Annotated in this window: 21 protein-coding genes; 7 read left to right on the forward strand and 14 right to left on the reverse strand. The window is 66.8% G+C overall.

Features of this window, described 5'->3' with window-relative positions; all coding sequences use genetic code 11:
- The first annotated feature begins 46 nt into the window (after positions 1-46).
- Together M5J20_RS00125 and M5J20_RS00130 are read left to right on the forward strand one after the other, a co-directional pair.
- Positions 47-1,027, forward strand: a complete 981-nt coding sequence (locus M5J20_RS00125) for an ABC transporter permease (RefSeq protein ID WP_253575214.1) — start codon at positions 47-49, stop codon at positions 1,025-1,027.
- The gene (locus M5J20_RS00130) at positions 1,027-1,674 is read left to right on the forward strand and encodes an ABC transporter ATP-binding protein (RefSeq protein WP_253575216.1); all 648 of its coding nucleotides are present in this window, start codon (positions 1,027-1,029) and stop codon (positions 1,672-1,674) included. The genes M5J20_RS00125 and M5J20_RS00130 overlap by 1 nt, the downstream gene beginning before the upstream one ends.
- On the opposite strand, the gene M5J20_RS00135 is transcribed toward M5J20_RS00130, so the two are convergent.
- Together M5J20_RS00135 and cobA are read right to left on the reverse strand one after the other, a co-directional pair.
- A complete protein-coding gene (locus M5J20_RS00135) occupies positions 1,671-2,645 on the reverse strand; it encodes a class I SAM-dependent methyltransferase (protein WP_253575217.1) in 975 nt (324 codons plus the stop codon). The two genes, M5J20_RS00130 and M5J20_RS00135, sit on opposite strands and share 4 nt — an antisense overlap.
- Positions 2,632-3,387, reverse strand: a complete 756-nt coding sequence (gene cobA, locus M5J20_RS00140; protein ID WP_253575219.1) for a uroporphyrinogen-III C-methyltransferase — start codon at positions 3,385-3,387, stop codon at positions 2,632-2,634. The genes M5J20_RS00135 and cobA overlap by 14 nt, the downstream gene beginning before the upstream one ends.
- A 25-nt stretch (positions 3,388-3,412) precedes the next feature.
- On the opposite strand from cobA, the gene M5J20_RS00145 reads away from it, so the two are divergent.
- Complete coding sequence (locus tag M5J20_RS00145; RefSeq protein ID WP_253575221.1) at positions 3,413-4,618, forward strand: protein adenylyltransferase SelO family protein; 1,206 nt, start codon at positions 3,413-3,415, stop codon at positions 4,616-4,618.
- 37 nt (positions 4,619-4,655) lie between these two features.
- Here the strand turns inward: M5J20_RS00145 and mqo are convergent, their stop codons facing one another.
- Complete coding sequence (gene mqo, locus M5J20_RS00150) at positions 4,656-6,185, reverse strand: malate dehydrogenase (quinone) (protein WP_253575223.1); 1,530 nt, start codon at positions 6,183-6,185, stop codon at positions 4,656-4,658.
- Positions 6,186-6,371: 186 nt separating this feature from the next.
- On the opposite strand from mqo, the gene M5J20_RS00155 reads away from it, so the two are divergent.
- Positions 6,372-7,364, forward strand: coding sequence for an alpha/beta hydrolase (locus M5J20_RS00155; RefSeq protein WP_253575225.1), 993 nt, complete (start codon positions 6,372-6,374; stop codon positions 7,362-7,364).
- A gap of 4 nt (positions 7,365-7,368) precedes the next feature.
- Positions 7,369-8,772 (forward strand): mycothione reductase, encoded by a 1,404-nt coding sequence (gene mtr / locus M5J20_RS00160; protein WP_253575227.1) that lies wholly within the window; start codon positions 7,369-7,371, stop codon positions 8,770-8,772.
- A gap of 15 nt (positions 8,773-8,787) precedes the next feature.
- Here the strand turns inward: mtr and map are convergent, their stop codons facing one another.
- From map to dxr, 5 genes are all read right to left on the reverse strand, one after another.
- The gene (gene map / locus M5J20_RS00165) at positions 8,788-9,687 is read right to left on the reverse strand and encodes a type I methionyl aminopeptidase (protein ID WP_253575229.1); all 900 of its coding nucleotides are present in this window, start codon (positions 9,685-9,687) and stop codon (positions 8,788-8,790) included.
- A 32-nt stretch (positions 9,688-9,719) separates the two neighbouring features.
- The gene (locus tag M5J20_RS00170) at positions 9,720-11,549 is read right to left on the reverse strand and encodes a penicillin-binding transpeptidase domain-containing protein (protein ID WP_253575231.1); all 1,830 of its coding nucleotides are present in this window, start codon (positions 11,547-11,549) and stop codon (positions 9,720-9,722) included.
- Positions 11,550-11,610: 61 nt separating this feature from the next.
- The gene (ispG, locus tag M5J20_RS00175) at positions 11,611-12,774 is read right to left on the reverse strand and encodes a flavodoxin-dependent (E)-4-hydroxy-3-methylbut-2-enyl-diphosphate synthase (protein ID WP_253575233.1); all 1,164 of its coding nucleotides are present in this window, start codon (positions 12,772-12,774) and stop codon (positions 11,611-11,613) included.
- Between the two features lie 20 nt (positions 12,775-12,794).
- Positions 12,795-14,003: a M50 family metallopeptidase gene (locus M5J20_RS00180; protein WP_253575235.1), complete on the reverse strand. Its 1,209-nt coding sequence runs from the start codon at positions 14,001-14,003 to the stop codon at positions 12,795-12,797.
- Positions 14,004-14,006: 3 nt separating this feature from the next.
- Positions 14,007-15,167 carry a 1-deoxy-D-xylulose-5-phosphate reductoisomerase gene (dxr, locus tag M5J20_RS00185; RefSeq protein ID WP_253575237.1) on the reverse strand — a complete coding sequence of 387 codons (1,161 nt, stop codon included), beginning with the start codon at positions 15,165-15,167 and terminating at the stop codon, positions 14,007-14,009.
- 160 nt (positions 15,168-15,327) lie between these two features.
- On the opposite strand from dxr, the gene M5J20_RS00190 reads away from it, so the two are divergent.
- Positions 15,328-15,828 (forward strand): DUF2631 domain-containing protein, encoded by a 501-nt coding sequence (locus M5J20_RS00190; RefSeq protein WP_437177598.1) that lies wholly within the window; start codon positions 15,328-15,330, stop codon positions 15,826-15,828.
- 63 nt (positions 15,829-15,891) lie between these two features.
- Here the strand turns inward: M5J20_RS00190 and rlmN are convergent, their stop codons facing one another.
- From rlmN to frr, 3 genes are all read right to left on the reverse strand, one after another.
- A complete protein-coding gene (rlmN, locus tag M5J20_RS00195; protein WP_253575244.1) occupies positions 15,892-17,004 on the reverse strand; it encodes a dual-specificity RNA methyltransferase RlmN in 1,113 nt (370 codons plus the stop codon).
- A gap of 43 nt (positions 17,005-17,047) precedes the next feature.
- Positions 17,048-17,911 carry a phosphatidate cytidylyltransferase gene (locus M5J20_RS00200; RefSeq protein WP_253575838.1) on the reverse strand — a complete coding sequence of 288 codons (864 nt, stop codon included), beginning with the start codon at positions 17,909-17,911 and terminating at the stop codon, positions 17,048-17,050.
- Between the two features lie 130 nt (positions 17,912-18,041).
- Entirely contained in the window at positions 18,042-18,599 is a 558-nt protein-coding gene (frr, locus tag M5J20_RS00205; protein WP_253575246.1) for a ribosome recycling factor, read from the reverse strand.
- A gap of 102 nt (positions 18,600-18,701) precedes the next feature.
- Here frr and M5J20_RS00210 point away from each other — a divergent pair, with 102 nt between their 5' ends.
- Positions 18,702-19,802 (forward strand): amidase, encoded by a 1,101-nt coding sequence (locus M5J20_RS00210; protein WP_253575248.1) that lies wholly within the window; start codon positions 18,702-18,704, stop codon positions 19,800-19,802.
- Here M5J20_RS00210 and pyrH read toward each other — a convergent pair.
- From pyrH to rpsB, 3 genes are all read right to left on the reverse strand, one after another.
- Positions 19,799-20,482 (reverse strand): UMP kinase, encoded by a 684-nt coding sequence (gene pyrH / locus M5J20_RS00215; protein ID WP_253575250.1) that lies wholly within the window; start codon positions 20,480-20,482, stop codon positions 19,799-19,801. The genes M5J20_RS00210 and pyrH overlap by 4 nt on opposite strands.
- A 209-nt stretch (positions 20,483-20,691) precedes the next feature.
- Positions 20,692-21,510 (reverse strand): translation elongation factor Ts, encoded by an 819-nt coding sequence (tsf, locus tag M5J20_RS00220; protein WP_253575251.1) that lies wholly within the window; start codon positions 21,508-21,510, stop codon positions 20,692-20,694.
- A gap of 192 nt (positions 21,511-21,702) precedes the next feature.
- Positions 21,703-22,638 (reverse strand): 30S ribosomal protein S2, encoded by a 936-nt coding sequence (gene rpsB / locus M5J20_RS00225; protein ID WP_253575252.1) that lies wholly within the window; start codon positions 22,636-22,638, stop codon positions 21,703-21,705.
- Positions 22,639-22,768: the final 130 nt, after the last annotated feature.

Raw genomic sequence — 22,768 nt, forward strand, 5'->3', positions numbered from 1 at the left:
GCCTTCCCGATGTGGGAACACGCAGGTCAACGCCACAATTGAAGCCATGTTCGTAGGTATTCGTGAAATCAAGAAGGCGAAGGGGCGCTTCGGGCTCATCGTGGGCACCGTCGCGTTGATCACCCTCCTCGTCGTTGTCTTGACAGGTCTGACGTCCGGCCTGGGCAAGCAGAACACCTCCGCCCTGGAGGCGCTCGCTCCCGAGGCTGTCGTGTTCGACGACCCGGCCGAGCCGTCCTTCACCACCTCCCGCGTCGACGCGCAGCCGGGCATGGTGCCGCTGGGCACCGGCCAGACGCTTATGCAGGGTGCGAGCGGCGAAGAAGAGTCCGTGGGCATCCTCAGCCTGCCTGCGGGCACCGCGCTGCCCGGCGGGCAGGTGCTCGGCGACGGTGCTGTGGCGTCCAGCTCGCTCGGCCTGAGCGCCGGCGAGATCATCCGCCTCGGCGGCACCGAGACCGTCGTCGATGCACTCGCCGACGACCTGCAGTTCTCCCACACCCCGGTCGTGTGGGTACCCACCGAGATCTGGCAGCAGGCGTTCCACACTGACGCGGACGGCACCGTCCTGCTTTCCGACGACGCGAACGCCGTCGGCGGCATCTCGCTGAAAGACTCCTTCCAGGGGCTACCCGCGTACGGTTCCGAGCAGGGCTCGCTCCTGATGATCCAGGGCTTCCTCTACGCCATCGCGGCACTCGTGATCATCGCCTTCCTCAGCGTGTGGACGATGCAGCGCACCCGCGACCTGGCCATTCTCAAGGCCATTGGCGCATCCAACGCCTACCTGCTCAAGGACGCCCTCGGCCAGTCCGCGATCCTGCTGGCCGTCGGCGTGACCGTCGGCGGCCTGGCAGCCCTCGGCATCGGCATGGCCATGGCTGGCGTGGCGCCGTTCACCCTCTCCGCCCCCGTCATCGCCGCTCCCCCGGCCGCAGTGTGGGTGCTCGGCATGGCCGGCGCACTCATTGCCACCCGCTCCATCACCAAGGTCAACCCCCAAAGCGCACTCGGAGGTGTCGCATAATGCTCGAACTCACCAACGTCACCGTGACCTTCCAGGACGGCCAGGAACGCCGCACCGTGCTGGACAATCTCAACTTCACCGCCGAGCGCGGCCAGCTGACCTTCATCGTCGGCGAGTCCGGCTCCGGCAAATCCACGCTCCTCTCCGTCGCCGCCGGCCTGATCACCCCGGATTCCGGCATCGCGACACTCAACGGCCGCGAGGTCAACGACCAGGTCCGCCGCGACCACATGGGCATGATCTTCCAGCAGGCCAACCTCATCACCGCGCTCAACGTCCGCGACCAGCTGCTGGTTACCGACCACATCCGCGGCATCAAACCTCGCAAGGATAGAGCGGAAGACTTGCTCGCCGCCGTGGGTCTCGAAGGCCTCGGCGACCGCGACATGAAGGCGCTTTCCGGCGGCCAGCGCCAGCGCGTCGGCATCGCCCGCGCGCTCATGGGTTCCCCGGAGCTCGTGCTTGCCGACGAACCGACCGCAGCCCTCGATGCCTCCCGCTCCCGCGAGATCGTCGACCTGCTGCGCACACTCGTCGAGGAGCACGACGTGGCCTGCGGCTTCGTCACCCACGACCGTTCGCTCATCGCCGAGCACGACCGCGTCTTCGAGATGGACGAGCACGCGCCCGCCCCCGCCCTGGTTTAACTCGCCCGCAGCACGGTGAAGGTGGCGTCGCGGTGCAGCTGCTCAACCGTCGAAAAGCGGCGTTCCACCTCGCCGCGGTAGCGCAGGTGCGAATTGTGCACCAGGTAGAGCACACCGCCCGGCGCGAGCAGGCGCACGGCCGCATCGAGCAGGTGCTGCACCAGCGTCGCATCCACCGCCGTTCCGTCGTGGAACGGCGGATTCAGCGCAATGGTGTCGAACGCGCCGTCCGGGAAGCGAGAGCCGGCATCGTCCCAGGTCGCGTCAATCCCGATCGCGCGGGCGGAGAGCACCGCATCCGCATCCGAATCCGTCGCGCAGGCACCAGCAATCCCCCGCGAGACACTGCCGTTGCCGCACCCGAGATCGAGAAAACGGCCGAACTCGACGCTTTCCGACGGCAGCGCCGCACGCAACGCGGCTCCCCCACGGTCCTCTTTCGGGCCGGAGAACACCCCGCCGATGGCGACGAATCCGTTCGCCTCCCGCGGGGTATACGTGACGTTGCGGGGCACGGACGCGACGAGGCAGCGGAATTTGCCGCGGCCGCGGGAGGCGGCGACGTTCTCGAACGACTCCTCCAGCGTCGTGTTCATGGTGCGCGAAAGGTGCTTGTTGTTGCCGCCGAGCACGAGCTGCACCTCGCTGAACCCCGCGCCAGCGATGGAGCGCGCGACGTAATCGAGTCGCGCCAGCGACTTCGGCGCACGGCCGATGGCCACCGCGGTGCCGGTTGAGCCGGCGAGTGCGATGTCGAGGCGGGTATCCCCGATGACCCGCGCTCCGCGTTGCGCCGCCGCCTGGCTGCGGGTGTAGTCCGCATCGCAGAACACCACCTCAGCGCCGGTGGCCAGCGCCGCGGCGAGCAGGTCGCCGCTCGGGTCCTCGGTGATGAGGATTGTCGCGGCGGCGGGCTCGGCACCCTCCGTGATCCCGGCGACCTCGAGGATCAGCTGATCAACCGCGAGCATGCGCTGCCACCTCCCCGATGACGTAGACGGCGGGATTGGTGATGGCGGCTTGTTCCATGTCGTCGGCAAGCGAGGCCACGGTGCCGGAGACCGCCTTCTGCATCGCGGTCTCGCCGTCCTGGATGGCGGCTGCCGGGGTGGTGGGTGCAAGACCTGCGTCGACAAGCGCTTGCGTGATCGCTCGGACGTTTTTCACACCCATGACCACCACGATCGTGCCGCCGAGGCGGGCCATGGCCTCCCAGCGCACCAGGGATTTCGGGTGGCCGGGTGGGAGGTGGCCCGAGACCACGGTGAAGCTGTGGTTCACACCGCGCTGCGTCACCGGCACGCCCACCGCCGCCGGCACCGAAATTGCGCTGGTCACGCCCGGCACGACCGTGCAGGGCACGCCGGCGGCGGCGCACGCCTCATATTCCTCGAAGCCGCGACCGAACACGTGCGGGTCGCCGCCCTTGAGACGCACCACGCGCTTGCCGGCCAGCGCGTGCTCCACCAGCAGCTCATTGATGCGCTCCTGCGCCACCTGCTTGCCGTACGGCAGCTTGGCAACGTCGATGACTTCCTTGCCGCCGATGTCGATGAACTCCGCCAGCTGCGCCGCGGGACCGAGGTGGTCGGTGAGGATGACGTCGGCAGTCTCGAGCGCGCGCAGACCGCGCACGGTGATCAAATCCCACTCGCCGGGGCCGCCGCCGACGAGCGTGACTTCTCCGGTGCCGCTTGCGCTCTCTGTGTGCATGGGCACTCAGTCTAGGCTGGCCACCATGGCCCAGCCCAACCTGAATCACACCTTCGCCGCCGCGCTTCCGGACATGGTCCGGGAGGTGCCCGGCACCCACTTCCCCGCCGCCGAACTGGTGGTGCTCAACGAGCCGTTAGCCCGCGACCTCGGTCTCGATCCCGCCTGGCTGCGCAGCGCAGACGGCGTGCAATGGCTCACCGGCGCAGCGGGAGGGCACGCCACCGCCTACGCCGGGCACCAGTTCGGCCAGTGCGTGCCGGTGCTCGGCGACGGCCGCGCCCTCCTCCTCGGCGATATCGGCGGCCGCGAGCTCCAGCTCAAAGGCTCCGGCCGCACCCCATTCTCCCGCCCCGGTTCCGACGGTTTCGGGGCGCTGGGCCCCATGCTGCGCGAATACCTCGTCTCCGAGTTCATGCACGCAGTGGGTGTTCCCACGACGCGCTCGCTGGCCGTACTCACCACCGGCGACCAGGTGATCCGCCAGCAAGGCCAAGTCCCCGGCGGCATCGTGGTGCGCGTTTCCCAGTCGCACCTGCGCGTCGGATCGGTGCAGTACGCGGCGACGCAATCCGAAGCGCTCGTTGCAGACGTGGTCGCCGCCGCCGGTTTCGAGGACGCGGGGCTTCTGCTTGCCGACGTGATGTCCCGCCAAATGGAGCTTGTCGCCCGCTGGATGCGCATCGGTTTTGTCCACGGCGTGATGAACACCGACAACACCACCCTGTCGGGCGAGACGATCGATTACGGCCCGTGCGCGTTCACGGAGCGCTTCGTCGGCAATGCCGTGTTCTCCTCAATTGACCGGCAGGGACGCTACGCTTTCGGCAACCAGCCCACGATCATCGCCTGGAACCTGGCGCGGCTGGCTGAAGCGCTGCTGCCGGTCATCCCGATGGCGCGGGCGCAAACGATCGTCGGCAATGCGCAGAACGTGTGGGACGAGCACTGGGCGCAGTGGGTGGGTGAGCACGCGGATGGGCTCGCCGCCGCCGAGGACATCACCACGTACAACCGCGAGCACGGCATCAATGGGGAGCCGGGGCCGATCTTCATCCCCCGCAACGGGATGCTAGAAACCGCAATCGCGCAGGCGGAGCAGCACGGGAACCTCGCGCCCTACCGCGAGCTGCTCGCCGCAGTGACGGATCCGTACAACCCCGAGGCGGGCCCGGAATGGATGAAGGCGCCCGAAGGCGCCTTCGATTACACAACGTTCTGCGGCACGTAACCCGGCTCAGCGCCGGGCCCGGCTAAGGGTTGGGTGCTTAGTCGTGCGCGCCGATCACGTCGTCGAGGTGGTGGTCCTCGTCCAGCTGCAGGGTCTTCTGGGTCCAGCGCCACTGCTCCTCGTACGCGCGCTTGTCGCGCTTGAGGGACTTGCCGTACGTCGGGAACATGTCGTTGAGCAGCGGTGCCCACTCGATCATGCGCTCACCGAAGCAGCGCTCCAGCAGCTCAATCATTGCGGCCGGAGTGATGGAGGCGCCCGGGGATGCACCGAGGATACCGGCGATGGTGCCGTTCTGGTCGTTGACCAGCGCGGTACCGAACTCGAGGGAGCCGAAACGCGGCGCCGCGGTCGGCTTAATCACCTGCACGCGCTGGCCGGCGACGACCTCGGTCCAGTCCTTCGGATCCGCCATCGGGTAGTACTCGCGCAGCACGTCCATCTTGCCGTCGAAGTCGCGGAAGACCTCCTCCACCAGGTAGGTCACCAGGTTGAAGTTGGTGGCGGCCACACCCAGGTAGGACGGGATGTTGTCCGGGCGGATGGACTTGAACAGATCCAGGTAGGTGCCCTCCTTCATGAACTTAGGGCTCCAGCCGCCGTATGGGCCGAACAGCAGGGACTGCTCGCCGTCCACCACGCGGAGGTCCAGGTGCGGCACGGACATCGGCGGGGCACCGACCTTGGCCTTGCCGTACACCTTGGCCTGGTGCTGCTGCACGAGCTCCTGGTTGGTGGTGCGCAGCCACATGCCGGAAATCGGGAAACCGGCGTAGCCGCGCAGCTCCGGCACGCCGGCCTTGCGCAGCAGGTCGAGGGCGTACCCGCCGGCGCCGACGAAGACGAAGCGCGCGCGGGTGACCTTCTTGTCGCCGGTGCGGAGGTTCTTTACCGAAACCTTCCAGAAGTTGCCCTCGCGCTTGATGTTGGTCACCTCGTGGCCGTAACGGATCGAGGTGCCGTTTTCCTTGGCAGAGTCGAGGAACTGCTTGGTCAGCGCACCGTAGTTGATGTCGGTACCGGCATCGGTCCAGGAAATCGCGACCGGCTCAGCGTCGAAGTCGCGGCCCTCGCCCATGAGCGGGAGCATCTTGGAGAATGCGTCCGAATCGTCGGTGAACTGCATGTTCGGGAACATGTGGTTCGGTGCCAGGGCGTCGTAACGGCGCTTCAGGTAATCAATCTGGTCCTCGCCCTGGGCGAAGGACACGTGGGGAACCTGGTTAATGAAGGCGCGGGGGTCAGTCAGCACACCGTTTTCCACGCGGTTGGCCCAGAACTGGCGCGAGAGCTGGAACTTCTCGTTGATGGACATGGCCTTGGACACGTCCACGCGGCCGTTCTTCTCCGGCGTGTAGTTCAGCTCGCAGAGTGCGGAGTGGCCGGTACCTGCGTTGTTGAACGGGTAGGAGGACTCCTCCGCCGGGCCATCGAGGCGCTCATAAATAATCTGGCTCCACCCCGGCTCGAGCGCCTGGAGCATCGCGCCCAGGGTTGCGCTCATGATGCCTGCGCCGACAAGGAGTACATCAAACTCGTTGTCGTAGTGGTCCCGCTTGTTCGACATTAGTAGCCGCCTTTTCCTCGTTCGCGTTGAAGACTTCCGTTTTGAAGACTTCCGTTTCAAAAACGGTCTTCTTAAACAATACGCGCGTACGCTTCGCCCCTGCCACCGATTCCCAGCCACCGATTCCCCGCCCGGGCAACGCTCTTCCGGATTCGCCCCCGCAGGACGCGAGCTAGGATCGGGGCCATGCATTGGGAGCAAGACATTCTCGGTCCTGGTTACCACGCCGCCGTTCTCGACATGGGCGAAGACCCGGACACCGGCAAAGATGTCCGAGCAGTCCTCGTCCGCGCCACCGAAGCAAATACGCAAGCAAAACCCGGCAAACCCGCCCTGATCTGGGTCCACGGCATGTCGGACTACTTCTTCCACACGCACGTCGCAGAGTATTTCGCGGAGCAGGGCTACCCGTTCTACGCCCTAGACCTGCGCCGCTGCGGCCGCGCCCGCCAAAAAGGCGAGCGCTGGCACTACACCCGCGACATGGCGAACTACTTCCCCGAGCTCACCGAGGCGCTGAACATCGTTGCTGGCGAGCACGGCTCCGCCGTCGTCATGGCACACTCCACCGGCGGCCTCATCGCCCCGCTTTGGGCGGACGAGTTGCGCCGCACGCAGCCGGAGGAGCACGCCAAACTCGCCGGCATGATCCTCAACAGCCCCTGGCTGGACTTGCAGTTCTCCCGCGCCCTGGTGGCAGTTGCACGCCCGGTTATTAACGTCGTCGGCAAGCTCCTGCCCGATCTCCCGCTGCCGGACGGCGGCCTCGGCGCATACGGCGTGTCCATCCACGAATCCGAGCACGGCGAGTGGAAGTTCGACACCACCATGAAGCCCATCGAGGGCCACCGGAAGTATCTGGGTTGGATCCGCGCCGTCGTCAAGGCCCAGCAGGAGATCCACAGCGGCGACGTCGATGCCGGGGTGCCCACGCTGACCCTGGTTTCCGCCCACTCGTACCTGGGTGAGGAGTACTCCCCCGCCGCGGACACGGCCGACACCGTGCTCGACGTCGACCAGATCCGCCGCTGGTCCCCCGAGCTCGCCGACGACGTTGAGGTGCGCACCATCGACGGAGCCCGCCACGACGTGTTCCTCTCGGAGGCATTCGCCCGCGAAGTGGCGTTCAAGGCAACGACTGAGTGGCTCGCTGAGCTGCCGGCGCGCAAGGAGGCATAACCGCATGACCGCTGCAGAGCACTACGACCTGATCATTGTCGGCACCGGGTCCGGCAACACGATCCTCACCCCGGAGTTCGACGACAAGCGCGTGGCCATCGTCGAGCACGGTGCCTTCGGCGGCACCTGCCTCAACGTCGGCTGCATCCCCACAAAGATGTACGTGCTCGCCGCCGACACCGCGCTTGAAGCGCGCGATTCGCAGCGCCTCGGCGTGGATCTGCAGTACAAGGGCGTTGACTGGCCCTCGATCGTCGACCGCGTTTTCACCAACCGCATCGACGTGATCGCGTCCGGCGGCGAGGAGTACCGGCGCAGCGAGGCGTGCCCGAACGTCGATGTCTTTGACGGCACCGCTTCCTTCGTCGGCCCCAAGCGCCTGCGCACCGCGCGCGGCGGGGAGCAGGTGGAGATCACCGCCGACCAGATCCTGCTCGCCGCTGGTTCCCGCCCGCGCATCCCCGAGTGGGCGGAGGGCGTGCCGTACCACACCAATGAGGACATCATGCGCCTCGAGACGCTGCCGGAATCCCTCACCATCGTCGGCGGCGGCTTCATCGCCATGGAGTTCGCGCACGTCTTCGAGGCGCTGGGCACGCAGGTGACCGTGGTCAGCCGCTCACCGTTCCTGCGCACCCTCGACGCGACGATTCGCGACCAGTTCAACGAGATCGCGCAGGCGCGCTTCGACACCAGGCTGGGGCGCACCGTCGTGGAGGCGTCCGGCGACGGCTCCCAGGTGGAGCTCACGCTTGACGACGGCTCCGTTGTGACCTCCCAGACACTCCTCATAGCCACGGGCCGCATCCCGAACGGCGACGTGCTCGACGCCCCGGCTGGCGGCGTGGAGCTCGATGCGTCGGGCCGCGTCGTCGTCGACGAGTACGGCCGCACGTCGGCAGAGGGCGTGTGGGCGCTCGGCGACATCTCATCGCCGTACCAGCTCAAGCATGTTGCGAACGCCGAGGCGCGCGCCGTCACGCGCAACCTCCTCGACGCGTTCGCCGGTAACGAGCCGACGCGCACCATGCCGCACGACCACGTCCCGTGGGCCGTGTTCACCCACCCGCAGATCGCCACCGTGGGCCTCACGGAGGAGCAGGCCATCGCCGCCGGATTCGACGTCACCGTCAAGGTGCAGAACTACGGGGACGTTGCCTACGGCTGGGCGCTGGAAGACCGGACCGGTGTGTGCAAACTGGTGGCGGACCGCGCCACCGGCCGCCTGCTGGGCGCCCACTACATGGGCCCGCAGGCATCCACCCTGATCCAGCAAATGATCACGGTAATGGCGTTCGACCTCGACCTGCGGGAGATTCCGCGCAAGCAGTACTGGATCCACCCGGCACTGCCGGAGGTCACGGAGAACGCGATCCTCGGCCTCGATCTCGAGTTTGTCGAGGACTAGCCGTCAGGCGCCGCGCTAGGCGCCCAGCATGAGCTGGCCGGCGGCCACGTCGGCGTCCGGGATGGTGAGGATCTCGTTGCCGTCGTCGGTGATCACGATGGTGTGCTCGAACTGCGCGGTGTACTCGCCGTCGGAGTTCTGGACGGTCCAGCCGTCGTCCCAGACGTCGTAAGGCAGCGCGCCGAGGTTGATCATCGGCTCGATGGTGAGCGTCATGCCCGGCTCGAGGACATCGCGGTACGCGTCCGAGTCGTAGTGCAGCACCACCAGCCCGTTGTGGAAGGTGGTGCCCACGCCGTGGCCCGTGAAGTCGGTGACCACGTTGTAGCCGAAGCGCTTGGCGTAGCTCTCAATCACGCGGCCGATGACGTTGATCTCGCGGCCCGGCTTCGCAGCCTTGATGCCGCGCATCATCGCGGTGTAGGTGCGCTCCACCAGCAGGCGGTGCTCCTCGGCGACCTCGCCGGCGAGGAAGGTGGCGTTCGTGTCGCCGTGCACGCCGTTCTTGTACGCGGTGACATCGATGTTGGCGATGTCGCCCTCCTGGATGACCGTGGTGTCCGGAATGCCGTGGCAGACGATCTCGTTGAGTGAGATGCAGCTGGACTTCGGGTATCCCCGGTAACCCAGCGTGGAGGGGTAGGCGCCGTGATCGAGGAGGTACTCGTGCACGATGGCGTCGACACTGTCAGTCGTCGCGCCCGGCTTGATGGCGGCACCCGCAAGCGCGAGCGCGTTCGCGGCGATCTTGCTGGCCTCGCGCATCTTCTCGATGGTTTCCGCGGACTGCACGACCGGCTCGCCGACGTTCTCCTGCACAGAGCTCTTCCAGGCGTACTCCGGATGCTCGATGCTCTTGGGCACCTTCCGGATCGGGGTGGGCTTACCTGGGGTCAACTTTCCGCGTGGATTCATGGGGCCAATGGTAGTCCCACCCGCGGCGGCCGTTATTGCCCCCGTGCCTGGTCCAGGTTGGTCAGCATCGAGTTGGTGAGCGCCACCGCGGCCTGCGAGCCGCCGCCGAGCACCACCAGCGTGGCAAACGCGATGTCATCGTCGACGCGGTAACCGGTGAACCAGGAATGCGACCCGCCGAAAATTTCGGCCTCGCCCGTCTTGCCGCGGATGTCGCCGCCGGCGCTCATGCCCGCCGCGGTGCCGCCCGGCGCGGTCACCGAAGCCATCATGTCCCGCAGCTGGTCGATGACGTGCGGGTCAATCGGCTGCGCCGTACCCGAGGCTTGCGTCTCCTCCCCCGCGATCAGGTGCGGCGTGGGCAGCGACCCGTGCGCCGCGGTCGCGGACACCAGCGCCATGCCGAACGGGCTGACCAGATCGTATCCTTGGCCGTAGCCGGCCTCGGTGCGCTCCAGCGGGGTCTCGCCCTCCGGGATGGAGCCGGTGAACGTGTCTAGGCCCGCGATGGTGAAATCCAGGCCGAGGCCGAATTGCTCGCCGACCGCCTTGAGCTCGCCTGGCGCCAGCTTTGTCGAGATGTCGGCGAAGGTGGTGTTGCAGGACCGCGCGAAGGCGGTGCGCAGCGGCACGCTGCCGAGGGCGAAACCAGCGTAGTTCGTCACCACACGCCCGTAGAGGTTCATGGTGCCGGGGCACGGCACGACGCTCTCGGGGGAAAGACCCTGGCGCTGCAAGCCCGCGGCGGAGGTGATGATCTTGAACGTCGAGCCCGGCGGGTACTGGCCCGTCGTCGCAAGGTTGCCCTCCCGGTCCGCGGCCGGCGTCTGCGCCACAGCGAGCACTCCTCCTGTCGACGGCCGGATCGCCACAATCATCGCCTGCTGTCCAGCCACCGGCTCAAGCGCCTGCTCCGCGGCGAGTTGGACCGCATGATCCAGGCTCACCTCAACCGCCGGCGCCGGTGCCGGGTCAGCGCGCTCCACCTGCTCGTACTCCGCGCCGTTCTCGTTGACCACGCTGACGCTCCACCCCGGCTCGCCCTCGAGGTCGTCCCCCACGAGCTGCCCGATGCGCGCCATAATGTCCGGCGCGAACCCCGGATCCACGTTCACCATCGCTGCTTCCTCGTTCAGGCGCACCCCCGGGGTACCGTCGAGCACTTCGTCGAGCTTGGGCTTCACGACGCTCGGTACCAGCGCCACCGAATACGTCCCGCGCGCCTCTTCCAGGGAGGCGGTGAGATCCGCGGCGTCGACACGCGGCACTGCCCCGTCGAGCTCGCGTGCGGCATCGAGCGCCGTGGTGATGCGGTGCGCGGTGTCGGGGGCGTTGCGCATGCCGGCGGTATCCACCAGCACGCGGTAGGCCACGCCGGGGCGGAGCACCTCGACGCCGTCGGAGGTGACCACACTCGCAGGGCGCGCCGGAATCGCGCGGAGCTCCAGGTGCTGGTGCGCACCGAGCTTCGGGTGGATGACGGCCGGCTGCCAGCGCACCGTCCACTCCTCAGCGGTCTGGGTGAGCGTCATGTGGGCGTCGTACGTGAACGTCCGGTCGCGCGGCAGCTGCCAGGACAAGGTGTAGGTGGCGGTGGCGATGTTGTCCGTCTGGCTCACACCCGTTAGCTCGGCAGAGAGCGCCTCGGCCTGCAGTCCCTCCCAGGAGGCGGTGAGGGAGCTTTCGGCGTCCGAAGGGGTGTCAACAATCGAGGACAGCGCCTCGAGGTCGCGCTCTTCGAGGGCCTTGAGCAGTGCCGCTGCGGTCGGCTCCGCGTCGTTGGGGCGCGGCGTGCATGCGCCGAGGCCGGCCGCAACCAGCACGACGCTGGTGAGCAGAGCAATGAGGCGGCGCAGCAGCATGGACAAACGGTAACAGCGCCGGGAAACATCCCGAAGCTGCCACTCTGAAGCCTTACTACGTCTAGCGCGTGACCTTGACCTCTGCCTTCGCGCCCGCGACCTCCTCGAGGCCCTCCTCCTCCGCGATGCGCAGGGCGTGAGCGATGAGCGTTTCGACGATCTTTGACTCCGGCACGGTCTCCACAACCTCGCCCTTGACGAAGATCTGGCCCTTGCCGTTGCCGGACGCCACGCCGAGGTCGGCATCGCGTGCCTCGCCCGGGCCGTTGACCACGCAGCCCATGACGGCGACGCGCAGCGGGAACTCCATGCCGTCGAGGCCCGCGGTAACTTCCTCGGCGAGTTTGTACACGTCCACCTGGGCGCGGCCGCAGGACGGGCAGGAGACGATCTCCAGCTTGCGGGGGCGCAGGTTGAGGGACTGGAGGATCTGATCGCCCACCTTGATCTCCTCCACCGGGTCCGCCGACAGGGAGACGCGGATGGTGTCGCCGATGCCCTCCGCCAGCAGCGCGCCGAAGGCGACGGAAGACTTGATCGTGCCCATGAACTTCGGGCCAGCCTCGGTCACGCCGAGGTGCAGCGGGTAGTCCGTGACCTCCGCGAGCTGGCGGTACGCCTCCACCATCAGCACCGGGTCCGAGTGCTTCACGGAAATGGCGATGTCGCCGTAGCCGCACTCCTCGAACAGACCGGCCTCGTAGATCGCAGACTCCACCAGCGCCTCCGGCGTGGCCTTGCCGTACTTCTCCAGCAGGCGCTTATCCAGGGAGCCGCCGTTGACGCCGATGCGGATCGGGATACCCGCATCGCCTGCAGCCTTCGCGACTTCCTTCACGCGGCCGTCGAACTCCTTGATGTTGCCCGGGTTCACGCGCACGGCCGCACACCCAGCGTCGATTGCGGCGAAGATGTACTTCGGCTGGAAATGGATGTCCGCGATCACCGGGATCGGGGACTTGGCCGCGATCGCCGGGAGCGCCTCCGCGTCCACCGTCTTCGGGCACGCCACGCGCACAATGTCGCAGCCTGCGGTAGCGAGCTGCGCGATCTGCTGCAGCGTCGCATTGATGTCGTGCGTCTTGGTGGTGGTCATGGACTGCACCGTGATCGGGTAATCCGAACCCACGCCCACGCCTCCGACCATCAGTTGGCGGGTTTTGCGGCGCGGCGCGAGCACCGGCGGCGGACCTTCGGGGATACCAAGACCGATGGGAAGACTCATAGTGGTCTACCTTAGCACCGCTAGCTGAACATCCTGACTGGGTTAATTACGTCCGCAACCATGACAAAAACACCGATGAGCAGCAGTGCCGCCGCCATGGCGTACGTCAGCGGCATGAGCTTCTGGTAGTTCACTGGCCCGCCCGGCGCGAGGCCGCGAGCGCGGCGGAATAGGTCGCGCACCTTTTCGTAGAGGATCACGGCGATGTGCCCGCCGTCAAGAGGCGGGAGCGGCACGAGGTTGAACAGTGCTAGGAAGAAGTTCAGGCTGGCCAGCATCATCCAGAACAGCGGCCAGAGGCTGCGCTCGATCAGCTCGCCGCCGGCGCGGGATGCGCCGATGACGCTGACCGGGCCCTCCACGTCGCGTTCCGCGCCGAAGATGGAAGCGACCACGCCCGGGATCTTGCCGGGGAACGCGATGAGGCCGTCCACGGTGGCGGACAGCATCTCGCCGGAGAATTGCAGCGTTGCCGGCACCGCCTCCGCGGGCCCGTACTGCTTCACCGCGTCCTTGATCGGCGCGCTGGCGACACCGATCGCGCCGGTTCGCACAGTTTCGCCGGTTTGGGGGTTGATGCGTGCAACGTCGTCGAGGTGAACTGTGACGGTCATCGGGGTGTCGCCGCGCACGATGTCCAGCTCGATGTCTTCGCCGGGCCGCGCGAGGACATAGTTGCGCAGCTCGACGAACGAGTCAATCGCATGGCCGTCGACGGCCATGACCGCGTCGCCCGGCTGCACGCCTGCTGCAGCTGCCGGCCCGTCGCCGGTGCATGGCGCGAGCGTTTCCGCGTCGATCTGGTCGGAGGTGCAGCTCAACTCCCCCACGCGCGGAGTGCGGTCCGCGTCCGGGTTCGGGATGCCGGAGAACACCGCCACGAGGTAGATCAGAACGACACCGATGAGGAGGTTCATCACAATGCCGCCGGACATGACGGCGACGCGCTGCCACGCGGGCTTGTTCACCATCGCGTGCGGCGCCTCTTCGGGAGTCACCGGGTCCTGCGCCGTCATGCCGGCGATGTCGCAGAACCCGCCGAACGGCAGCGCTGCAATGCCGTACTCGGTGTGCCCCCGAGTGGTCGACCACACCGTGGGGCCGAAACCGATGAAAAAGCGGCGCACCCGCATGCTGAAGGCGCGGGCGGTGAACATGTGGCCCGCCTCGTGCAGCGCAATGGACACCGCGATGCCGAGGGCGAACAGGATGATGCCGAGCGCACCCACGGGTTAACTGCCGATCCGCTCGACTGCGCCCGCTGCCTCGCGCCGCGCCCGGGCGTCGACAGCCAGCACGTCCTCCACGGTCGCCGGTACGTGCGCGTAGTCGTCGGCTCCGCCGAGCACCGCCGCGATCACGTCAACGATTTCCGGGAAGCGGATGCGTCCCGCGAAGAAAGCGTCGACAGCGACCTCGTTGGCGGCATTGTAAATGGCCGGGTACGGGTCGCCGCGCTTCGCGGAAGCGCGGGCGAGCTCGACGGCTGGAAACGCGTCGGTGTCGAGCGGTTCGAAAGTCCACGAGAACGCTTCGGTGAAGTCGAGGGCGGGCTGTGCCCCGGCGACGCGGCCGGGCCAGGCCATCGCGTGCGCAATCGGCATTTTCATCGACGGCGGCGACGCCTGCGCGATCGACGCGCCATCCACGAAGGTGACCATCGAGTGAATCACGGACTGCGGGTGCACCGTGACATCGATAATGTCCGGGTCGATGCCGAACAGCAGCGAGGCCTCGATGAGTTCCAGGCCCTTATTCACCATCGTGGCGGAATTGATGGTGTTCATCGTGCCCATGGACCAGGTCGGGTGCGTCACTGCCTGCTCGGGCGTCACGGCCATCATGCGCTCGCGATCCCACCCGCGGAAGGGCCCGCCGGAAGCGGTGAGCACGAAGCGGGCCACTTCGTCGGCACGCCCCGCGCGCAGGCACTGCGCCATCGCAGAGTGCTCGGAATCAACGGGCACCAGCTGTCCCTCGGCGGCTCGATCCAAGACGAGGCGGCCGCCAGCCACGAGGGATTCCTTGTTCGCCAGCGCCAGCACCGCGCCTGCGTCAAGCGCCGCCAGCGTCGAGCTCAACCCCGCAGCGCCGACGAGTGCGTTGAGCACCACGTCGGCACGCTGCGACTCCACGAGCTGGCGCGCCGCGTCCTCGCCGGCAACGACCGCACCTCCGAGCGTCGCGCTGATCTCCTCGGCGGCGTCGGCACGCTGCACCGCGACCTGCGAGGGCGCGAGCCCGAACTCGCGGGCCTGCGCCACCACCGCCTTCGGGTCGCTGCCGGCCGCCGCGATGCCGGCGACGGTGAACGCGTCGCAGTTGTCGCGGATCACCTCCAGCGCCTGCGTGCCGATGGAGCCTGTGGAACCCAGAATGAGGATTGATGTCACCCCGCCATTCTGGCACGGGCTGCGCGCCCCCCGGCGGCGCACCGCGTTGCGGTAAAACTTTCGGTGGTTTGGGGGTATTCAGTCGCTGTTCGGGGCGGGGATGTGAGACAATGGCCTCCAAATCGTTTACCTCTGTTCATCCTTGAAAAGGAGCATGGCTGTGGCTCACCACGCGAAGAAGCACGAAGCCCAGGTCTACAACGGCGTGTCTGAGGCGGACGTTCCCTCGGCACGTTTCGGCTGGAGCGAGTTCTCCCGCGGCACCATCCAGGCCGCCGGCTGGATCTCCGTTCTGTTCCTGGTCGCGTTCAACTTCGGTAACCACCAGGGCCACGTCGAGACGATCTGGCTGATCTCCCTCGCCGTCCTCATTGCCCTCGGCCTGATCCTGCACGCCACGCAGCCGAAGCTGTCCCAGGTGCGTACCGTCACCGCCCACAACAAGCCGGTCGACCACCAGGAGCCGGACTGGGCGTACGACCAGAAGACGCTCTCCGGTGCATACGAGAACCTGGATGAGCGCCAGCTGCGCGCTCTGAACATCGACCCGGCCCGCATCACCCACCTGCGCCCGCAGCGCGAGGTTGTTGCTGCACCGGCTCACACCACCGAGCGCGTCGAGGTGGTCAAGGTCGCTCCGCGCGAGAAGCACGTGCGCTAACCACCCAAGCTTATGAGGTCCGGTCCCAAGAGGGATCGGACCTTTGCTTTTCGACGGCTGTTTTTAGCCGGCCTTCTCGTCCGCAGCCAACTGGCCGCAGGCGGCCGCGATCTCCTGGCCCTTCGTATCGCGCACCGTGCAGGTCACACCCTGGGCGATGACGCGGCGCACGAACTCGTCCTGGCGCGCCTTCGGCGAGGCATCCCACTTGGAGCCCGGAGTGGGGTTCAGCGGGATGAGGTTCACGTGCACCTTGGGGCCGAGCGCCTTGTGCAGCTTCTGCCCCAGCATGTCCGCGCGGAAGTCGTGGTCGTTGATATCCCGGATCAAGGCGTACTCGATGGAGACGCGGCGGCCAGACTTGTCCGCGTAGTAGCGGGCCGCATCCAACACGTCGGCGACGGCGAAGCGGTTGTTCATGGGCACCAGCTCGTCGCGCAACTCGTCGTCCGGTGTGTGCAGGGAGACGGCGAGGGTGCAGGACAAGCCTTCGTCGGCAAGCTTGCGGATCTGCGGCGCGAGACCCACGGTGGAAACGGTGACGTTGCGCTGGGAGATGCCGAAACCGTCCGGCGCCGGCTGGGTGATCTGGCGCACAGCGGCAACCACGCGGTTGTAGTTGGCCAGCGGCTCGCCCATGCCCATGAACACGATGTTGGACAGGCGCGATCCCTCTGCTTGCATCATCGCCGCGGCTTCGCGGACCTGGTCCACGATCTCCGCAGTGGAGAGGTTGCGGTCCAGACCGCCCTGGCCGGTGGCGCAGAACGGGCACGCCATGCCGCAGCCGGCCTGGGACGAGATGCAGAGGGTGGCGCGGTCCGGATAGCGCATGAGCACCGACTCGAGCAGGATGCCGTCGTGCAGGCGCCACAGCGTCTTGGTGGTGTCGCCCTCGTCGGTTTCCACCGTGCGCACTGGGGTCAGCAGCGTGGGAAAGAGTGCGTCTTTCACCAGCTGGCGCTGGTGCTCGGGCAGGTCCGTCATAGTCAGCGGATCCGCCTCGAACTTGCCGTAGTAGTGGCGTGCGATCTGGTCCGCGCGGAACTTCGGCAGCCCGAGCTCCTTCAGCGCGTCGATCCGCTCCTCTTTGGTGAGGTCCGCGAAGTGCTTCGGCGACATGCCGCGCTTTGGAGCGAGCAGCTGAATCTGGGGGACGTTGCCGGTCTCAGTCATAATGCGCCCATTGTTGCACGTTGCGGGCGCGAGCGACCAATTCCTAGAACGGGTTCATCAGCACGGCGGCGTTCAGAAGTGCGTACGTGGCGGCCGCCGCGGGGAGCATGCCGTCGAGGCGGTCCATGAGGCCGCCGTGGCCCGGAAGCAGATTCGACATGTCCTTAATCCCCAGCTCGCGCTTGAATTGGCTCTCCACCAGATCGCCCATTGTGGCGCACACCACCAGCGCGACACCCATGATGATGCCCATCCACCACGGACCGTGGATGAGGTAGTGCACGACCAGCATGCCGGTGATCACGCCGAACACGATCGAGCCGGCGAAACCCTCCCAGCTCTTGTTCGGGCTCACAGCTGGCGCCATGGGGTGGGAGCCGAACATCACGCCTGCGACGTAGCCGCCGACGTCGCTCGCCACCACGCAGAGCATGAAGGCGAGGATGAAGCGGGAGCCGGGGATGCCGCCTTCGTCAATAAGCGAGATCATCGCAGCGAACGAGCCGAACAGCGGGATCCAAGTCAGCACGAAAATGCCGACGGCGGTATCGCGCAGGTAATTCTCCGGCTTCTGTCCGCGCCCGTTGTGGAACAGGCGCCAAAACATGAGGAAGAGCACCGCCAGCGCATATGCGCCGACCAAACCGCCGGAGGCGTAGATGGATGACGCCCACAGCATGATCTGGCCGAGAATGATCAGCAGCGTGCGCGGTTGCTGGTACCCGGCCTCCCGCAGGCGGGTGAGCACCTCCCACATCGCCAGCGCGACGGCGACGGCGACCAGCGGGTACCAAGCCGTGGGGCCGATGTACACCGCGCCGATGACCAGCGCGCCGAGCACCACACCCGTGGTGATCGCGGCCGGCAGATCGCGCCCCGCCTTATTTTTCGGCTTGGGTGCCTTGATGTGCCCCGACGGCCACCGGCTCGGGTTCGCGCGTTCTGCGGCGGGCTCGGTGGTCGCGGATTCGGGGCGGGGTGCGGTCACGTGTGCGCTTTCTGTCGGGGCTGCGGTGCGAAGTGAAACGAAGCGGAGGTTAGACCTCCATCAACTCGGCTTCCTTCTTCTGCACCAGCTCATCGATCTGTGCGACGTAGCCCTGGGTGGTCTTGTCCAGAGACTTCTCCGCGGTCTGGACCTCGTCCTCGCCGGCGTCGCCGTCCTTCTGGATCTTCTTCAGCGCTTCCATGCCCTGGCGGCGCACGTTGCGGATAGCGATCTTGCCGTCCTCGCCCTTCTGCTTCGCCTGCTTCACCAGGTCGCGGCGGCGCTCCTCCGTCAGCTGCGGGATGGTCACGCGGATGACCTGGCCGTCATCGGTCGGGTTCACGCCGAGATCGGAGTTGCGGATCGCGTCCTCGATCTCGCGCATCGTGGACTGGTCGAACGGCTTGATCAGCAGCATGCGCGGCTCCGGCACGGAGATGGTCGCCATCTGGTTGATCGGCGTCGGCGCGCCGTAGAAGTTCGCCATGACACCGTTGAACATCGCCGGGTTCGCGCGGCCGGTGCGGATGGTGACAAGCTCGTCGCGGGTGTGGTCGACAGAAGCGGTCATGCGCTCCTCGGCGTCCAGCAAAACGTCATCAATCATGTGTGGTTGCCTACCTTTACTCATGCAGAATGTCTTCACTCAATTTACCAGCGCCCACCGCCGGTGACCGTCAGGTCCGGCCAGGCCCATAGAATGTCCCCCATGCTCCACCCGGCGTTCAGCTACCTGGCGGATACCCCGCGCACCCAGCGCGGTACCCTACGCCGCCCACCAGGCAGGCTCGCTGGGTGGTCGATCCCCATCAAGGACACCACGGACGTGGCGGGCATGCCCACCACCGACGGCAACCCGGCGCGCGCCCGGACGGCCCAGCGCGACGACCCCGTGGTGCGTGAGCTGCTCCAAGCTGGAGCAGCGATCCCCGGCAAGACGCTCACCTCCGAGCTCGGCGCCACCTGCTACGCGGAGCGCCCCGGCGTGGCGGTGCTTCAGTCCCCCGCCTTCCCCGGATGCACCCCCGGCGGCTCGTCCTCCGGCGCAGGCGTGGCGGTGGGCTTGGGGCTTGCGCGGGTAGCGCACGGCACCGATGCCGGCGGATCCATCCGCGTGCCCGCGGCCGCCTGCGGCGTGGTCGGGTTCAAGGCCGCCAGCCCCACAATCACGGCGCACGGCTTTCTCAGCAGAAACGTCGCGGACCAGCTCACTGTGCTCGGGTGGGAGCCGCCTGCTCCGCGCAGGCTGCGCATCGGCGTGCTCACCCGGGGACTCTTCGTGGATTCGGACGCGTCTCCGGACCGCGGCACCCAAGTTGAGGCGCTGGCTCACGGACTCGGGCGCTCGCACGATGTCGTCGAACTTGCGCCCTACCCCGAGTCGCACGAGACGTTCGCGCACTTCACATCGCTGATCACCCGTGCGTTCACCGACGTGGATCCACTGGATAACGGCTACATTGCGTGGTGCAAGGAGCAGGGTCGCAAGGTGCCGGATGCCACCCTCGCAGCGGCGCTGGAGCACCGCCGCGCGCTCCCGGCAATCCTCGCCAAACGCTGGGGCGTGGATGTGCTGCTCTGCCCCACCCTTGCATTCGATCCGCCGCCGCTGGGCTTCTTTCCCTCACTCACCCCCGAGGAGAGCTTCCACCAGCAGACGGTGTGGTCGCCCTGGTGCTCGGTGTTCAACATGACCGGGGCACCGGCGATCGCGCTGGGGCCGATCCACCTCGGAGCGTTGACCATCGGCGGGCCCGAGCTGCTCGGGCTCGCCGCCGAGGCGGAGCAGGTGCTTGCCGACGCCAGCTAGGCGACGAGCGTGCCCACCTTCTCACCAGCCACGGCGCGGGCGATGTTGCCCTCCTTGAGCAGGTTGAACACGAGGATCGGCATATTGTTGTCCATGCACAGCGAGAACGCGGTGGCATCGGCCACCTTCAGGCCCTGCTCGATGGCCTCGCGCGGGGTGATCTCTCTGTAGAGCTTCGCGTCCGGGTTGGTGCGCGGATCCGAGTCGTACACGCCGTCCACGGCCTTAGCCATGAGCAGCACGTCGCAGCCGATCTCCAGCGCACGTTGGGCAGCGGTGGTGTCGGTGGAGAAGTACGGCATGCCCATGCCGGCGCCGAAGATGACAACCCGGCCCTTTTCTAGGTGGCGCTCGGCGCGCAGCGGCAGGTACGGCTCGGCGACCTGAGCCATGTGGATCGCGGTTTGCACGCGGCAGTCCACGCCCTTCTGGCCGAGGAAGTCCTGCAGCGCGAGGCAGTTCATCACCGTGCCCAGCATGCCCATGTAGTCGGAGCGGGCGCGGTCCATGCCACGCTGCTGGAGTTCCGCGCCGCGGAAGAAGTTGCCGCCGCCGATGACCACGGCAATTTCGGTGCCGGTCTTGGAGACTTCGGCGATCTGGGTTGCCACGCTCTCCACAACATCGGGGTCGACGCCGACCTTGCCGCCGCCGAACATCTCACCCCCCAACTTCAGCATGACGCGCTTGAAACCCTTACGTTCGGGGCTGAGATCGGTCACCGTGCAACGCTCCTTCTACTTCCTCGCTCGCTTCTGTATTCACTTCGAATCTCCGCACCATTCTAAACACTTTGTCCGGCGGGGTAAGAAACGTCGGAAAGCACAAAAAGCACCCTGCCCCGCGCGGGCAAGGTGCTTTCGATCAGCGAGCGCGAGCGCTCGAGGCCTTAGGCCTGGCCAACCTCGTAGCGGACGAAGTCGGTGATCTCGATGCCGCTCTCGTCGGCGTACTGCTTGACGGACTTCTTGGAGTCAGCGAGGGACGGCTGGTCCAGCAGGACAACATCCTTGAAGAAGCCGCCCATGCGGCCCTCGACGATCTTGGCGATGGCAGCCTCCGGCTTGCCCTCGTTGCGGGTGATCTCCTCCTGCACCGCGCGCTCCTTCTCGATGACCTCGGCCGGAACGTCCTCCTGCTTGAGGAAGCGAGCCTTCATAGCCGCGATCTGGAGAGCAACCTGGTGCGCAGCCTCAGCGTTGTCGCCGGTGTACGCGACCAGCACGCCGACGGCCGGCGGCAGGTCTGCAGCCTTGTGGTGCAGGTACACCTCGACGTTGTCGCCCTCGATGGTGGCGGCGCGGCGCAGCTCCAGCTTCTCGCCGATCTTGGCGGACATGCGCTCGAGCACGTCGTGTGCGGTCTCACCGTTGACGTCGGCGTTCGCGAGCTCCTCCGGGGTGTTCGCCTTCACAGCGGCAGCAGCCTTGGCGATCTCGTCCGCGAGGTCCTTGAACTCCTGGTTCTTCGCCACGAAGTCGGTCTCGGAGTTGACCTCGACGATGGTGTTGCCGGAAACGGCAACGAGGCCCTCAAGCGCGTTGCGCTCTGCACGCTTGCCCACGTCCTTTGCGCCCTTAATGCGCAGGACCTCGACAGCCTTCTCGAAGTCGCCGCCGGTCTCCTCGAGTGCCTTCTTGCAGTCGAGCATGCCGGAACCAGTGGTCTCGCGGAGCTTCTTGACGTCTGCAGCGGTGTAGTTCGCCATTGGGGCGGTTCCTCCTCAAAATCGGGGAAAGGTGTTTAACGTAAGAAAGATTAGCGGAAGTCCCCCGCCGCGGCAGCGCCGACCCTGCCGAGCGGGCGAGACAAAAAACCCCGCGTGCCACGTTCGTGGCTCCGCGGGGTGCAGTGTGCTGCTTGCTCGACGGCTCAGCGGCTACGCAGCAGCGGTGGCGAGTTACGCCTGGGTGGCGGACTCAGTGCCGGAGATCTGGGACGGGGAAGCGTCCTCGTTCTCAACAATCGGAGCCTCAGCGGCCGGGGTCTCAACCTCAGCCGGCTTCGCGGCCTCGGCGGCAGCAGCAGCCGCGCCCGCATCTGCAGCGGAAACCTCGGAGGATGCGGCTGCGGCAGCAGCTGCGTCTGCGGCGAGGTGTGCCTCGGTGTCGCCTGCGGCCTCGCGGGCAGCGACCAGCTGGCGCTCCTCGCGCTGCTGCTTACCTGCGATGACAGCCTCGCCGACGATGCTGGTGAGCAGCTTCACGGAGCGGATGGCGTCGTCGTTGCCCGGGATCGGGTAATCCACAACGTCCGGGTCGCAGTTGGTGTCCAGCACGGCAACGACCGGGATGCGCAGCTTCTCAGCCTCGGAGACAGCGATGTGCTCCTTGTTGGTGTCCACGATCCACAGCGCGGACGGCGCCTTGGTCATGTCGGAGATGCCGCCCAGCACGCGCTCGAGCTTGATGCGCTCGCGGTTGAGCATGAGGACTTCCTTCTTGCCGCGGCCTGCGTAGCCGTCCTCGGCTGCGTCCATTGCCTGCAGTTCCTTCATGCGGGCAATTCGCTTGGACACGGTCTGGAAGTTGGTGAGCATGCCGCCCAGCCAGCGGTGGGTCACGTACGGCATGCCGACGCGCTCAGCCTCTTCCTGAATCGGCTCCTGTGCCTGCTTCTTGGTGCCGACGAACAGGATGGTGCCGCCGTGTGCGACGGTCTCCTTCACGAACTCGTACGCCTCATCGATGTAGGTCAGCGTCTGCTGGAGGTCGATGATGTAGATACCGTTGCGGTCGGTGAAGATGAAGCGGCGCACCTTCGGGTTCCAACGACGCGTCTGGTGGCCGAAGTGCACACCGGCGTCGAGGAGTTCACGCATGGTTACAACTGCCATGGGAAGTTCTCCTTTGGAGATAAATCGTTCGGTTTTACTGATCTTGCTGGTCATGCGCGGGTTTTTATCCCGCGCCCTGGCACCGGGCCACCCAAGCACCCCTTGCGAGGGACCGTTGCTTGTGCAGCCG

The sequence above is a fragment of the Corynebacterium stercoris genome, assembly GCF_024160105.1.
Classification (GTDB): Bacteria; Actinomycetota; Actinomycetes; order Mycobacteriales; family Mycobacteriaceae; genus Corynebacterium; species Corynebacterium stercoris.

Bases quoted from the DNA above. Each gene is read 5' to 3' on its own strand.
- M5J20_RS00125 (WP_253575214.1), top strand. From the start codon at position 47: ATGTTCGTAGGTATTCGTGAAATCAAGAAGGCGAAGGGGCGCTTCGGG.
- M5J20_RS00130 (WP_253575216.1), top strand. From the start codon at position 1,027: ATGCTCGAACTCACCAACGTCACCGTGACCTTCCAGGACGGCCAGGAA.
- M5J20_RS00135 (WP_253575217.1), bottom strand. From the start codon at position 2,645: ATGCTCGCGGTTGATCAGCTGATCCTCGAGGTCGCCGGGATCACGGAG.
- cobA (WP_253575219.1), bottom strand. From the start codon at position 3,387: ATGCACACAGAGAGCGCAAGCGGCACCGGAGAAGTCACGCTCGTCGGC.
- M5J20_RS00145 (WP_253575221.1), top strand. From the start codon at position 3,413: ATGGCCCAGCCCAACCTGAATCACACCTTCGCCGCCGCGCTTCCGGAC.
- mqo (WP_253575223.1), bottom strand. From the start codon at position 6,185: ATGTCGAACAAGCGGGACCACTACGACAACGAGTTTGATGTACTCCTT.
- M5J20_RS00155 (WP_253575225.1), top strand. From the start codon at position 6,372: ATGCATTGGGAGCAAGACATTCTCGGTCCTGGTTACCACGCCGCCGTT.
- mtr (WP_253575227.1), top strand. From the start codon at position 7,369: ATGACCGCTGCAGAGCACTACGACCTGATCATTGTCGGCACCGGGTCC.
- map (WP_253575229.1), bottom strand. From the start codon at position 9,687: ATGAATCCACGCGGAAAGTTGACCCCAGGTAAGCCCACCCCGATCCGG.
- M5J20_RS00170 (WP_253575231.1), bottom strand. From the start codon at position 11,549: ATGCTGCTGCGCCGCCTCATTGCTCTGCTCACCAGCGTCGTGCTGGTT.
- ispG (WP_253575233.1), bottom strand. From the start codon at position 12,774: ATGAGTCTTCCCATCGGTCTTGGTATCCCCGAAGGTCCGCCGCCGGTG.
- rlmN (WP_253575244.1), bottom strand. From the start codon at position 17,004: ATGACTGAGACCGGCAACGTCCCCCAGATTCAGCTGCTCGCTCCAAAG.
- frr (WP_253575246.1), bottom strand. From the start codon at position 18,599: ATGATTGATGACGTTTTGCTGGACGCCGAGGAGCGCATGACCGCTTCT.
- M5J20_RS00210 (WP_253575248.1), top strand. From the start codon at position 18,702: ATGCTCCACCCGGCGTTCAGCTACCTGGCGGATACCCCGCGCACCCAG.
- pyrH (WP_253575250.1), bottom strand. From the start codon at position 20,482: ATGCTGAAGTTGGGGGGTGAGATGTTCGGCGGCGGCAAGGTCGGCGTC.
- tsf (WP_253575251.1), bottom strand. From the start codon at position 21,510: ATGGCGAACTACACCGCTGCAGACGTCAAGAAGCTCCGCGAGACCACT.
- rpsB (WP_253575252.1), bottom strand. From the start codon at position 22,638: ATGGCAGTTGTAACCATGCGTGAACTCCTCGACGCCGGTGTGCACTTC.